The sequence below is a fragment of the Neobacillus mesonae genome, from assembly GCF_001636315.1.
Lineage (GTDB): Bacteria > Bacillota > Bacilli > Bacillales > Cytobacillaceae > Neobacillus > Neobacillus mesonae.
Genome location: NZ_KV440949.1, coordinates 5,234,758 through 5,247,951 on the forward strand (window position 1 = coordinate 5,234,758; position 13,194 = coordinate 5,247,951).

Sequence of the window (13,194 nt, forward strand, 5' to 3'; positions counted from 1 at the left end):
ATTTGGCTGGTGTTTTTTTGCTTAATTTTGGGATGAATTAGGTCTCCAGTGAGTTTTTAACACATTCCAGGTTTGTTATACACCTGTATGGTGCGCACACGCTCTCCGTTTTTTGAAAACCGCGCACTATGGACATTTCATAAAGCGCACAAGCATGGATTTTTTCGAAACTTGCATATTATAGCCCCTTCATAGAGCACGTAGTCATGGATTTTTATCGAACTCGCGTACTATGGACCATTCATAGTGCGCGTAGGCATGAATTTTTTCGAAACTTGCGCACTATAGACCTTTTATAGAGCGCGTTAGCATGGATATTTTTTGAACACGCGTACTATGGATCATTCATAGAGCGCGATAGCATGAATTTTTTTGACATCCGCGCACTTTGGGCCTTTCATAGTGCGCTATAGCATGGTCTTCTTCAAACTCGCTTATCCTACAATGAAATAAAACCCTACACACTATATAATAGAAAAATAAGGAGGGAATCGTGTGGAGAACTACAGTACCTTAATTGCTGATCAAAAGTCATTTTTTCGCTCGGACAAAACGAAGGACATCACCTTCCGCATTAACGCTCTTCAAACGTTAAGAAAGGCAATAAAGAATCATGAAGCGGAACTTATGCAAGCATTACAGGCGGATTTAAATAAATCAGAATTTGAAGCCTATTCCACTGAAATCGGCTTTGTCTTGGAAGAATTACGGTATACCGCCAGCCATTTGCAGTCATGGGTCAGACCCGAAAAAGTGAAGACACCTCTTACCCATATTGGCTCTAACAGCTATATTTACTCTGAACCATATGGCGTAGCATTAATCATCTCCCCATGGAATTACCCATTTCAACTAGCGATTGCTCCGCTAATCGGGGCAATCGCAGCCGGGAACTGTGCTGTCATGAAACCATCAGAATTAACACCAAAAACATCAGAGGTTTTAGAAAAACTAATTCGTGAATGTTTCCCAGAAGAGTTTATCGCCGTGGTGCAAGGCGGAGTGGAAACAAGTCAGGCGCTATTGAATGGGAAATTTGATTATATCTTTTTCACTGGCAGTGTACCTGTCGGCAAAATCATTATGGAAGCAGCAGCGAAACAGTTAATTCCTGTAACACTGGAGCTCGGAGGAAAGAGTCCTTGCATTGTCCATGAGGATGCCAATCTGAAAATAGCGGCAAAACGGATTGCTTGGGGTAAGTATACGAATGCCGGCCAAACTTGTATTGCTCCTGATTACCTTTATTTGCATACGAATGTTCAAGAGGAATTTTTGCAGTATTTGAAAGCGGCGATTGTGGAGTTATACAGCAGTGAACCGCTCAATAATCCGAATTTCACCCGGATTGTCAGCAAAAGGCATTTCGAACGTCTTGCAGCTTTTTTAAATAATGGCAAGGTTTATGTTGGAGGAAAAACTAATCCCGAGAAACTATCAATTGAGCCGACTGTTCTAACGAAAATTTCATGGGATGACTCAATCATGGAGGATGAGATATTTGGTCCGATTCTTCCTGTACTGGAGTATAGCGAGCTGTCGGAGGTTATTGAGGGAATACATGAGCATCCAAAACCGCTCTCACTTTATCTTTTTACCGAGAATAACAGTATCCAAGAAAAGCTATTAAACAGTGTTTCGTTTGGCGGCGGCTGCGTGAATGATACGGTATATCACTTTGCCTCCCCTCATCTGCCATTTGGCGGTGTCGGCCCGAGCGGCATCGGAGCTTATCATGGTAAAGGAAGCTTTGACACCTTTTCACATAAAAAAAGTATTTTAAAGCAGACCACCCGCTTTGACATTCCCTTTCGGTACCCGAATGTGAAGAATGGGCTGAAAAAAATAAAGATGTTTATGAAATAAAAAACAAATGCCTTCAGCAGATTCCTGAGGCATTTGTTTTACCTTTTTCTATTTACCTGATACTACATTGAAAGAAACTTCCTCTCCATTTTGAAAGGACCTAATTGTATCATATTTTTTATCTAACTTTCTTTTATATAAAAGTTCATGGTTTAATGAGGGATTGGAATAGTCGGTAGTTTCATCAGAGTTGTATAAAATGTTCAATGTATCCCCTTCTGTTACAACCTTAAAATCTGTAAAATAAGTGGATTTTTCACCCTGTAATACATTTTTTTCGTTCAAATAAATGTATACTGTTTTTGGATTATCCAAATAAAGATACACTCCATTTTGATCCTGGACATCGGTGATAAAGGATTGAAGTGTTTTATTATTTCCTTTAGGGGTTACTTTAGATAAAGTTAATTCTGAATTGCATCCAGACAATAAAATAACAACTACAAGAAATGTTACTAATTTTTTCAATACAACTCTCCCTTTTTGTAACAAAGAATATAATTTTCAAAAACCTCCCATTTATAAATTAATTATATTATAATTGTGGTAAGTTTTATAGGGAAAATTCCAGTTAAAATGAAATAAAAGTAAAAATAGGTAGTTTGTTTTGGAGGTCACTTGATGAACGAAGAATGGAAAGAATCAGTTAAAACTTGGCTAGTAATCATTATGGTAATCAGCCTAATTGGCGCTTTTGTTTTATTTTTCATGGCACATTACAAAATCGCTCTTGGATTAGCCGGTGTCTTTATGGCTTTAGCAGCATTCTTAAGTCAATGGGCTCGTACTAAAAATGTGGACTACATTCATCGCAGAATGCACAAAAATAATCATAGATATTAATTATTCTTTATAGAGTTTTCCAGATATCTCGGAAAAGACAAAAAGCTGTCATTATGACAGCTTTACTTTTTAGGTACTAAATCTGATATTTCTCCTTAAAAGTTGGACTTAATTCACTCCAAACATCAAATTTATTTCCATCCAAATCATAGAAAACAAAGTTTCTGCCGGCATGTCCTCTGTTTTCAATTTCCCCCACACGAATCTCCTTTTTCTTAAAATCTTTATGTAAAGCTTCGAGTGCAGTCAATCCATTTACTTCAAATGTGATGGAAAATCGCTCATGGCCATGGATATCATAGAAATTAGAACTCTGATTTTTTAGGGATTTGACTAGGAATATACTTTGGTTTGCGAAATTAAGAATCGCCTTATCATTATCTTTATAGCTTAGTTCTGCTCCTAATTTATTAATATACCAATCTGATGCCTGTTCTACGTCCGCAACTGGAATATAGGTGGTTCCGATCCTTAATAATTTTTGGTTCATTTTATTAATCTCCTTACCTTGCAATTTGAAAGGAATTACATGCCTACATCTGAAACTTTTCCTTTATGATTTTCGCTGTTTCCAATGCACCTAAGCTGGTATTGTTGATTTTCATATAATTATCTTTCTTGATTTCGCCGTCAAATGAGTTCAATCTGTGTTTTTTCAGCGTACTGATTAAATCATTTTCAGACCACTCAAGATCCCTTTTTGAAGGCTTATGCTCAAGTCTATTTGAACTCTTATTCCGTTCAATTCTTTCTTCGTATTCGGCCTCAAGCTCGACAAGGTATACCGTGCCGCCTCTCGATTCAAACAAATGAGAGAGCTTATCGACATAATCCCAATCTGATTTAAGATCGAACATCCAAACAAAAGTGAAAATTAAACCATATAAATTACTTTTTGAAACTTCTTCGAAAATCTCCTGGCGGAATAGATTTACTAGTCTTTTACCTTCCGGTGTACTGTAATCGAAAAAATGACTCACAAGATCAATCGTCATGTGATTATGGAAAAGTATTAATTCAGTTATTTTTGTTAATTCCTGCCCGACAGTCATTTTTCCAACCGCCTGCGGACCAAAGATCAGAACAAGCTTCATATATCCTCCTTCAAAATAAGTTTTTTCTTACCGTAAAACATAATTGGATTCAACAAGTAAAAACAATTATTGTAAAACACATAAATGTGTTTATGCTATCTCCACTTAGGCCGATTTCATCTACTATGATGGCATCGAAGTAGGATAGTTGGACAGTTACAATTAAGGAAATGAACGATAAGATTGTAACTTTTTCTTTAATTTTTAATAGTTTTATCTTATCAAATTCTATAGGATAAAAAAGGATGTATTTGTAAAATTAACCATAATTATGGTGGAATGAGTATTTCACTTCTTGTGTTTGCATGAATTAAATTATGAATACCTTAAATTATGTTTGTAATAATAAACTCCTGTTTAGTACTACATTACTCGTAAATGTTAAATTTCAACTGCATTCGATGGCAGTTCTTTTACCTGCTTTAAATATTTGGTAACACGCTTGTCATCATCATGTGGATATTCAAAATTAAGGCTCTCCGCTATAGATTTAGCGGTAGTTCCAAATAGGTTGCTCGCGGTTAATAATGCGTTCCAAACACTTTCATATTTTCCATCGGAATAGGTTAACATAAGTTCTTTCCAAGTATCCTCTGGTAAAAATTTTTCTAAATACTTCCCGCATTTTCCGATACTAACTGCAAAATCGTTTTGAATTCCGACCTGCCATTCCAGCATTTTTAGTAGCATGGGTCTTACACAATTGTTCAAATGGTCCTGGGCGTAGAGCATTTCTTTTCTCCACAAACCTTTTGCCACATACGTTGAAACCCACCAAAATTCATTGCAGCAATTTGAAAAATCTTCTGCTGTTGGACGTTTCACCCAATAATCCTTATCTGTTGGTTGGGGAATCATCGGAAGAGCATCGTCTTTATCGAGCAAAATAACGGTAAGCGTATCTTCTTGAAGATATTCGTCTTTATTATTTATTGGTATTAATGTTAAATCAATTCGGTTTCCGTCTGCAAAAAGCATGAGGTACGCATATCGTTTGATACAGGATGATGAACGCTTTTCAGGTGTCTGCATAATGATTCGCTCGCCAAAAATATCTATCCAGTTCTCGTCTTGTATAAAAGAATCTATCTCTGTTACCATGTAAACAATATCAAAGTCTTGGAATAAATCCTTTGGTGCATTCGGATTGGTTCGTGATCCGTTCATCGCAACAGCACGAATTCGGTCGTCTCTCTTAGCCATATTTAAAACTAGGTCGAACATTTCTTGGTCGGATCGCATTTGCTAACCTCCGCAATTGATTTTTTTATATAGTTGTTTTTTCTATGGGACAAAAGGTTACATATGTTGGTCTTATCTGTCCCATAGGACTCTTCTATGAGACAGTTTGTTAATAAATTTGATGAGTTTTGGCGCATAGGACACTTCTATGAGACAGTTTGTTAATAAACTAGATAGATCCTGTCCCTTAGGCTGCTTTTACGGAATATTTTACCATGATTTTCAATCGAATAGTTTCACAAAAATGAAAATTAGCTTAAGTGTAGTAACAAAAAAGCTCGGAGATGATCTCCGAGCCAAAACGTAAAATTCTTAATTTGATTACAAATTCTGTTCCCCATTAACCCCATTAATCGAATAACTTACGGTCATTTCCGCATTTAATGAATGGGAAACGGAGCAGTATTTATCCTTGGATAATTGGATTGCACGTACGACCTTATCTTCTGGTAATTCTCCCTCTAAAGCATAATGAATGTTAATTTTAGTAAATCGTTTCGGTTCCACTTCGGCACGGTCACCCTTCACATCCATATGAAAGGATGTTGGATCTAATCTCATTTTACGCAAAATCATAATAATATCAATTCCGGTACAGCCTGCAACCGCATTTAATAATAATTCTGTTGGTCGCGCACCGGTATTTTCGCCGCCGACTTCCGGAGCCGCATCCATTTTAATTTCATGACCGGATGGGGTTACACTTGAAAATGCCATCTTTCCTGTCCATTTAATAGTTGTTTCCATGTTTCACATCTCCTTTATTTTTAAAATCATCCTGGGAATAAGTCGGATGAAAGGTATCGTTCACCTGTGTCGGGTGCTAAGCATAGGACTCTTGCTGTCGATGGTAAATCTTTTGCAATTTCAATCGCAAAATGAGCGGAAGAAGCCCCTGATGCCCCAATGAAAATTCCTTCTTTAGCTGCAAGCTGGCGTGCCATAATTTGTGCTTCCTCATCTTTAATATGCAGGATTTCATCGTAAATATGTTGATTTAAAATTGTTGGAATAAACCCTGGGCCGGTTCCCGGAATTTTATGTGGTCCTGGCTGACCCCCGGAAAGTACCGGTGATCCTGCTGGCTCGACTACATAAATCTGTATATCAGGTATTTGTTTTTTCAATTCTTCTCCAACACCTGTTACTGTTCCGCCAGTTCCAGCTGTTAAGACTAGTGCGTCTAATTTCCCTTCAAATGCCTCTAGAATCTCAACTGCTGTGGTGTTGCGGTGAGCATCTGAATTTGCTGGATTTTCAAACTGCATTGGGATAAAGCTGTCTGGGATTGTTTCAGCTAATTCCTTTGCCTTATCAATTGAGCCCTGCATACGTAGGTTCGCCGGTGTTAAATGCACTTCGGCGCCATATGCTTTTAAAATTTTCACCCGCTCAAGGGTTGCGTTATCCGGCATAGTAATAATGCAGCGGTAGCCTTTTACCGCACATACCATCGCGATCCCGATACCCGTATTGCCGGAAGTCGGTTCGATTACGGTACTTTTCCCCGGAATCAACTTCCCTTCTGCTTCTGCACGCTCAATCATATTGATGGATGCCCGGTCCTTCACACTTCCACCGGGATTAAATGATTCCAATTTTATATACACTTCCGCACCGTTCGGGTCAGGAAGCTTATTTAATTTTACAATTGGAGTATTACCGATGAGATCAAGAACAGAGTTATATAGTTTCAATTTTGTCACCCTTCCATTTGTTGTGTCTGCCCTTATTATATCATTTAATTCCTATTAGATTAGTTGGCAATGCTTTAATTTTTAAAAATTTTTAACAACCATATTGCCTTTTATTAGCATTCGGTTTTTATAAGATTTTATGAGAACTGAAACGATTGAAACTGCCTCGAATTTGTCTTCATGAACGCCTTATGAGAACAAAACCAGTCAAACTTCACTCACGATTGTCCTCATGAAGCCTCTATGAGAACCAAAAGGAACAAAGCACGCTCAGAAAAGTCCTCATGCCGGCTTCTTTCAATTCAAAAAAACAACCCACCGCCCAATAAAGGACGATAGGTTGTTCATTCCAAACTAACTATACAAAATAACTAATATATACACCTAGGGCGATAAACGACAATGTAATGATTACCGCATAAATCAATGTGAGGTTCTTTGTATTTTTTTTGACAGCGCCGCGGTAATCTTGATCGCCTTTCCCTGTAAGTAATAGTGTGCATATTCCTGCAATAATTAAAATCAGGATGACCAATGCATATAAGATTTTCATTATGACACCCCCAAATAATACTTTTTTACAGCTCATACTCCCACTCATCGCGAAGGTGCAAATATAGGACAAGAAGCGTGTTTTCTAATTCATATTCAGGTTTTCCGACAACATCTACACCTATTTTTGGAAGCAGAATGTCGGCAATTTGTCTTGTCATTTGATATCTTTCTGCTTCAGGCAGCTGCTGTAATCGGCTAGCATATGTTTTAACCAGTTTCCAATCTTTATCTTTGAACGATTTCAACGTCCATTCATCAACAACTAAACTCTCTTTCGATAACCCGCGTTCTTCGATTACTTTTTCAATGCCGGTAAGCTTCTTCTTCTTACGTTTAGGTTTGAGTTCATGTACAACAATGGTGCCAGCGACGAGATCCCCTAGCCGCTTGTGCTTAGAATGAAAGAAGACCATTATGATTCCTAGGAAATACCCTGTCGGCAGCGCATCAATGAGCCGCATAATGTTACGAATAAAGCTTGAAAGCAAAGTAATACTATGACCATTATCTTGAATAACGCGAATTCCTACGATTTTTTTCCCCAGGGTTCTACCGCCGGTAAAAAACTCAAGGAAGAAAAAGTAGCCGTAATTCACGATAAAGATAACAATAATTACAATGGCAATTCCAACGGTGCTTCCCTCAAAAAAAGTAGTGTATGATGACAGCTTATCTGAAACCAACAAAACGGAGATAAAAAACGCAATATTAAACAGCATGATTAAGATTTGGTCTATAATAAACGCAGCGGCCCTGCTTCCTAATCCTGCAAGGCTAAACTGAAGCGAGACATATTCGGGAGTTTTAACCTCCATTTGTTCATGACTCATTAAGATTCCCCCATAACGATGATGTTTTTTACATAAGGTGTTTCTATTTTTCTACAATATTACTATAATAAGGAATAGAATGTAAACTCAAGAAGGTGTAAGCATGAATGTCAAACAATTTGTAAGGCAGCATCGTGATGATTGGAAGCAGTTAGAAGAGATGGTTGCTGCATTAAGTAAAAGCCGAAATGCAATAACCGGCGAAAATATGGCGAAATACCATCGACTCTATCAAAAAGCTGCCCAGAATCTTTCATACAGCCAAACCAATTTTCAACATGACGAAGTCACGCCATACTTAAATGGTCTTGTTTCCAAAGCGCATAACCTGCTCTATAAGGACCAAGTATCAAGCGTTAAGCAAATCCGCTATTTTTTCAGCACGAAATTTATTGGTTTATTATTGGAACAATGGCGGTTTGTTGTTGCTGCGATGATCCTATTTGCAATTGGAGGAATCGGCAGCTTCCTAGCAGTCATGAACGATCCGCTCCATATTTATTCTATCCTGCCAGCAAATATTGCTCAAGGGGTTGACCCTGAAAAGCTTGGCTCTGGCGGAGCGGTTGATTCCTCGCTGATGTCGGCGAGTATTATGACCAATAACATTCAGGTTGCGATGTTAGCTTTTGCCGGCGGGATTACCTTTGGGATTTTGACCGTATATTTGCTCATTTATAATGGGATCATTGTTGGAGCTCTTGCCGCTTTGTTTTGGCATCATGATAAGTCTTATGATTTCTGGGCCTATATCGTTCCCCACGGCATGATTGAATTGACTGCCATTTTTATTGCCGGCGGTGCCGGATTGTTAATGGGTTATAAGCTTTTTGTACCCGGTCCTTTTTCTCGAGGCTATCAATTAAAGCAGCAGGCCAAACGCTCGGTTCAGCTGCTGCTTGGGACGATTCCGTTGTTTGTCATTGCTGGGATCATTGAAGGTTTTATTACCCCGGCTTCGATTTCACTGGAAGCAAAGTATATGGTCGCTTTCTTAACTGTTATCGGCCTAATCCTGTATATCGTCATCGGAAAGCTTAAACTCGTGAAGGCTACAGCAAGCTTTGATTCATAATCTCGATATATTGTGAAACGGCGGTTACAGCCAATTGTTCTTCCGGGGCCTCAATCATTTGCAGGCCCTGTTTTTCCCATTTATTCTTTTCCCGTTTCTTAAATAGCATTTGCTGCTGGGCAATACTCTTCAACATTGCCGCCTGGACATCCGCTGGTTCAGTCTTCGTCCGTTTCACCAGTGTTTGGTCCTCTACCCCAATCATGAAAAATAAATGACGCTGCCTTAGGCGTTTCAGATAAATAAGCGCTGATTCTTCATGTAAAAAAGTTCGCACGTCGCTAAATAACAATATCAAACTGCGTTTCTTCTGCATCATTTCCAAATATTGAAGTACCGCCGCGTAATTGGATTCGGCTGCATCGACTTTCACATTGTAAATTGCCTGCAAAATCGTCTGCAAATGAGCCATTCCTTTTGCTGGCGGCACATACACTTTGATCTCCTTTGAAAAGGCGAGTACTGAAACATAATCGCCTTTTTTTAGTGCAGCGGCTGCTACCGTCAAAGATGCTTCAAGCGCCTTCTCCAAACGGTTGCCTTTTTTCAGCTCCGCCCCCATCATTCTCCCGCAGTCAATTAATATCGTAATGTATTTACCGTGCTCCGGTTCATATTCATTGGTCATTACTTCTCGCAGTTTAGCGGTTTGCCGCCAATTAATTTTGCGCGGATCATCGCCAACCACGTAGCTGCGGATTTTCGCAAACTCTCCTGACCCGCTTAATTGCTTACGAATTTTCAAGCCCTCATATAATAAAAACTTCTGAGCATTCTCTAAATACTGCCTCGTTTCGGTTAAATCCGGGATGACTTTGAGCTCTTCAGGCAGTTCAATCGTCGTTTGCTTTTCCCATAGTCCAAATAGGCTCCGGTAACGAAAATATAGCTTATTAATCTCGTATTTTCCTCGGTCGGCCGGGGTTGTTTCATAGGTAATCCTCACTACGGAATCCTTTAGGATTGTCCCTCTAACCGGGAATGGGCGTACAAAAGACTGCGGCAGGCTGTCGATCAGCCGGTATGAAAAAGAATAGGCGGTAGGATTACTTACCTCTATCACAACCGAATAAGGAAGCCCTCGCTCCATTTCCTCCGCTAATGTCCGTTTAAAGCGAAGCTGTGATTTCTTCGGAGAGAAAAATAAATCTCCGAAACTTACCAAAAAGACAATTAGGTCGATAGCAAACACATACCACCATGATAAATCCCCCACTGCCGCAATTCCAAGAGCGACAGTGAGGATTCCATATACTAGCATCAATTTTTGGGTTGGTAAAATCCCTCTATCTTGGAACAGGAACCGAGCCCACAAGCTCTTCAATGATTTGGTCAACGGTTACTCCCTCCAATTCTACATGTGGGGATAATTGAATCCGATGCCTTAATGCCGGTTTGGCAACCATTTTAATATCGTCCGGCGTCACATAATCCCTGTCTGATAGGTACGCCCAGGCTTGGGCCGCTTTCCCAATGGAAATCCCTGCTCTTGTGCTCGCGCCAAAGCGGATCGTTTCCGTTTCCCGTGTTTTTCTGACAATTTTCATCGTGTAATCAAGGACATTATCTCCGACTGTGACTTCGCTGACTTCCTTTCGAATAGCGATAAAGGTCGGTAAATCAAGTATTTCACCCAGCGGGCTTATATCAAATTGATTTTCGATTACTTGTTTTAACACCTGTTTCTCTTCCTCGAAGGTGGGAAAGTCGATGTAAAGCTTAAATAAGAAACGGTCCTGCTGCGCTTCCGGAAGTGGATATGTTCCTTCAAATTCAATGGGGTTTTGTGTTGCTACCACAAAAAATACATCCGGGAGCTTGTAGGTTTCCCCTTGAATGGTCACCTGCTTCTCTTCCATGGCCTCCAGTAAGGCTGCCTGGGTTTTCGCAGGTGTTCGGTTAATTTCATCCGCTAATAAAATATTCGTAAAGATAGGGCCCTTTAAAGTCTCGAAGCTTCCCTCTTTCATGTTGTAAACCATGCTTCCCGTAATATCACTTGGCAGCAGGTCCGGAGTGAATTGGATCCGGTTGAAGCCGCCTCCAAGAAGACTGGCAAGGGTACGGACCATTTGTGTTTTACCAGTGCCAGGCACTCCTTCAAGCAGAACATGACCGCCGGATAAAACAGCAGATAATAATAACCGTAAATTTAATTTTTGTCCGAGAATTCGTTTTTCATAAGTTTCTAAAAAGGATGTCAGTTCTTGTCTCATCCTTGTTCCACCTCTTTCTGAAGCCGGTTCAGCCGGCCTGACCAATGTAGATATTCTTGTTTACTGATTTTTTCTTTTTCCAAAACCATCGTTAATCCATGGAGGAAAGAGCGGATTTCCGCTGGTTTAATCCCGTGCCATTTTCGTTCTAGGAAGCCGGAAGCATCCTTCCATTCGAGGCTGTATGGAACCTGCCAGCGTTCCTGCAGCAGCAGTTTGACAAAGTCCGCTTGGATTACCAATGAATCATGGTATCGTCTGCCGCGGATATACCAGGCTGCCAAAGCCCGTATACCTTCATCGCTAAACCGAACAGTGGCTTCCCGAGGCAGGAAGATGGGACCAAACCGTTTGCCTTGAAGCCAGAGCCAGAGAATCGTCAGAATCATCCCTTGAAGCAGCACCAGAATAAACCACTTCGGATATACCATCCATGCTGAAGTAGCACTTTCCGCACCGTGCAGGTATTCATCGAATAAAATCGACTTGACGCCAGTTTCGTTTAGCAAATGTAAAACAAGCGGCAGATGGTCATGTTGTAAAATATTTTTATTTGTCAGCCATTCAGGAGCAACTGCAATAATTAATTGCCCTTTGCCAATCGTTTGTTGCAATGCCACCGGGCCCGCAGAGTCATAAAGCAGAACGGCATCATCAGGGTGCGGTTCAAGCCGAAAAAAGGAGTTGACTTTTGCCTTATACGCTTGCTTGTTATGATCATAAACCTTAATCGTTTGGTTTTTGCTTTCATCTGTCTCAGCAGGCTGGATGTTGACATCAAACATCCCTTTTGGATTATTTTGTAAAAGAAGTATGGTATTCCCCGCTTTGATGAAATCAATGTATTGCTGCATTTGCTTTGATTTAGGGACATTAAATGGCTCTGCAATGATTAACAATTGCTTTTCCTGATCCTTTGGCAAGAATTCAGGAGAATGGTTCCAGCGTTTCGCTTTCATTTCCTTGCTTAGGTATGTATAAAATCCCTTTAATCCTGTGGGTGAAGGAGAATCCGAGACGAAGCTAGGATAGAGCTTTGGCTGCGGGGAAAAGGAAAAATAGCTGATGATGCTGAATACAACCAGTAACACAGCAAGCCAGATCCAGCCTTGTCTAGCATTTTTCAACATACATCCCTCCCCCAGTCTCCTCTACCTTGAGCTCTTTCATAATATCAGCATGGAATCTTAAGTATTCCTCTTTTTCTACTTTCCGCTCGCCATATGTGACTTCATCGAAAAACTGGGCAAGATGGAAAAATTGCTCGGCTCGTTTATGATCAATTTTCCTTAACTCTTCATAATAATCCCAGTTTGTTTTCCAAATTCTTGCTTCAAGCCATCCTTTTTCATGATAGAAAAGGAGAAGTCCTAGAAACAAGTGTCGGACGGCCCCAGCAAAGTCACCCGACGCCTCAAGTCTTTCAGCTTCACTAACATGACGGGCATACGACCAGTTTAGCTCCTGCATTGACTGTAATGGCTTTTGCTTACGGAGCCCCCTGTTTCGCCTATGATTGCGAAGGAGAAACAGGGCGAAAACCGCAAGAATAAGCAGAACAATGACAATGACAATCAGTAAGACGGAACCAGCTGCGCTTTCTTCAATGTTAACGGATGGAAATAAGTCCTGTAATTTCTCGTAAAGCCAATTTTTCGCTTTTTCCCACCAGGTCTCAAGCAGCCCCTTTGATTCGTCATAGACTCGGTATTCCTTTTGATTCAATATATCTTTAAGCTCGTCTCGTGCCTTATTGGCATCAAGCATAGTTATCAC

At 40.0% G+C, this 13,194-nt stretch carries 15 protein-coding genes; 3 read left to right on the forward strand and 12 right to left on the reverse strand.

Annotation, left to right across the window (positions count from 1 at the left end; translation table 11 throughout):
* Positions 1-495 precede the first annotated feature (495 nt).
* A complete protein-coding gene (locus A6749_RS24730; RefSeq protein ID WP_066398662.1) occupies positions 496-1,866 on the forward strand; it encodes an aldehyde dehydrogenase in 1,371 nt (456 codons plus the stop codon).
* 48 nt (positions 1,867-1,914) lie between these two features.
* Here A6749_RS24730 and A6749_RS24735 read toward each other — a convergent pair whose 3' ends face one another.
* Complete coding sequence (locus A6749_RS24735) at positions 1,915-2,334, reverse strand: hypothetical protein (RefSeq protein ID WP_066398667.1); 420 nt, start codon at positions 2,332-2,334, stop codon at positions 1,915-1,917.
* A 153-nt stretch (positions 2,335-2,487) separates the two neighbouring features.
* Between A6749_RS24735 and A6749_RS24740 the strand changes: the two genes are divergently transcribed.
* Positions 2,488-2,709 carry a hypothetical protein gene (locus tag A6749_RS24740; protein ID WP_066398671.1) on the forward strand — a complete coding sequence of 74 codons (222 nt, stop codon included), beginning with the start codon at positions 2,488-2,490 and terminating at the stop codon, positions 2,707-2,709.
* A gap of 76 nt (positions 2,710-2,785) precedes the next feature.
* Here the strand turns inward: A6749_RS24740 and A6749_RS24745 are convergent, their stop codons facing one another.
* From A6749_RS24745 to A6749_RS24775, 7 genes are all read right to left on the reverse strand, one after another.
* Complete coding sequence (locus tag A6749_RS24745; RefSeq protein ID WP_066398674.1) at positions 2,786-3,199, reverse strand: VOC family protein; 414 nt, start codon at positions 3,197-3,199, stop codon at positions 2,786-2,788.
* A 43-nt stretch (positions 3,200-3,242) separates the two neighbouring features.
* Positions 3,243-3,803 (reverse strand): AAA family ATPase, encoded by a 561-nt coding sequence (locus tag A6749_RS24750; RefSeq protein WP_066398678.1) that lies wholly within the window; start codon positions 3,801-3,803, stop codon positions 3,243-3,245.
* A gap of 381 nt (positions 3,804-4,184) precedes the next feature.
* The gene (locus A6749_RS24755; RefSeq protein ID WP_066398683.1) at positions 4,185-5,045 is read right to left on the reverse strand and encodes an aminoglycoside 6-adenylyltransferase; all 861 of its coding nucleotides are present in this window, start codon (positions 5,043-5,045) and stop codon (positions 4,185-4,187) included.
* A 321-nt stretch (positions 5,046-5,366) separates the two neighbouring features.
* Positions 5,367-5,792: an OsmC family protein gene (locus tag A6749_RS24760; protein WP_066398689.1), complete on the reverse strand. Its 426-nt coding sequence runs from the start codon at positions 5,790-5,792 to the stop codon at positions 5,367-5,369.
* A 26-nt stretch (positions 5,793-5,818) separates the two neighbouring features.
* Positions 5,819-6,742 (reverse strand): cysteine synthase A, encoded by a 924-nt coding sequence (cysK, locus tag A6749_RS24765; protein WP_066398691.1) that lies wholly within the window; start codon positions 6,740-6,742, stop codon positions 5,819-5,821.
* 358 nt (positions 6,743-7,100) lie between these two features.
* The gene (locus A6749_RS24770; protein ID WP_066398694.1) at positions 7,101-7,295 is read right to left on the reverse strand and encodes a hypothetical protein; all 195 of its coding nucleotides are present in this window, start codon (positions 7,293-7,295) and stop codon (positions 7,101-7,103) included.
* Between the two features lie 25 nt (positions 7,296-7,320).
* Positions 7,321-8,127 carry an RDD family protein gene (locus A6749_RS24775; protein WP_066398698.1) on the reverse strand — a complete coding sequence of 269 codons (807 nt, stop codon included), beginning with the start codon at positions 8,125-8,127 and terminating at the stop codon, positions 7,321-7,323.
* Between the two features lie 103 nt (positions 8,128-8,230).
* Between A6749_RS24775 and A6749_RS24780 the strand changes: the two genes are divergently transcribed.
* Positions 8,231-9,202, forward strand: a complete 972-nt coding sequence (locus A6749_RS24780; RefSeq protein WP_066398701.1) for a stage II sporulation protein M — start codon at positions 8,231-8,233, stop codon at positions 9,200-9,202.
* On the opposite strand, the gene A6749_RS24785 is transcribed toward A6749_RS24780, so the two are convergent.
* Genes A6749_RS24785 through A6749_RS24800 form a run of 4 tightly spaced genes read right to left on the reverse strand, consistent with a single transcriptional unit; the run spans position 9,180 to position 13,185 of the window.
* Positions 9,180-10,538, reverse strand: coding sequence for a DUF58 domain-containing protein (locus A6749_RS24785; protein ID WP_236719727.1), 1,359 nt, complete (start codon positions 10,536-10,538; stop codon positions 9,180-9,182). The genes A6749_RS24780 and A6749_RS24785 overlap by 23 nt on opposite strands.
* Positions 10,489-11,418, reverse strand: a complete 930-nt coding sequence (locus tag A6749_RS24790) for an AAA family ATPase (protein ID WP_066398713.1) — start codon at positions 11,416-11,418, stop codon at positions 10,489-10,491. Before A6749_RS24790 ends, A6749_RS24785 begins: the two co-directional genes overlap by 50 nt.
* The gene (locus tag A6749_RS24795) at positions 11,415-12,548 is read right to left on the reverse strand and encodes a DUF4350 domain-containing protein (protein WP_066398723.1); all 1,134 of its coding nucleotides are present in this window, start codon (positions 12,546-12,548) and stop codon (positions 11,415-11,417) included. The genes A6749_RS24790 and A6749_RS24795 overlap by 4 nt, the downstream gene beginning before the upstream one ends.
* On the reverse strand, positions 12,532-13,185 hold the full coding sequence (locus A6749_RS24800; protein WP_066398733.1) for a DUF4129 domain-containing protein: 654 nt from the start codon (positions 13,183-13,185) through the stop codon (positions 12,532-12,534). Before A6749_RS24800 ends, A6749_RS24795 begins: the two co-directional genes overlap by 17 nt.
* Positions 13,186-13,194: the final 9 nt, after the last annotated feature.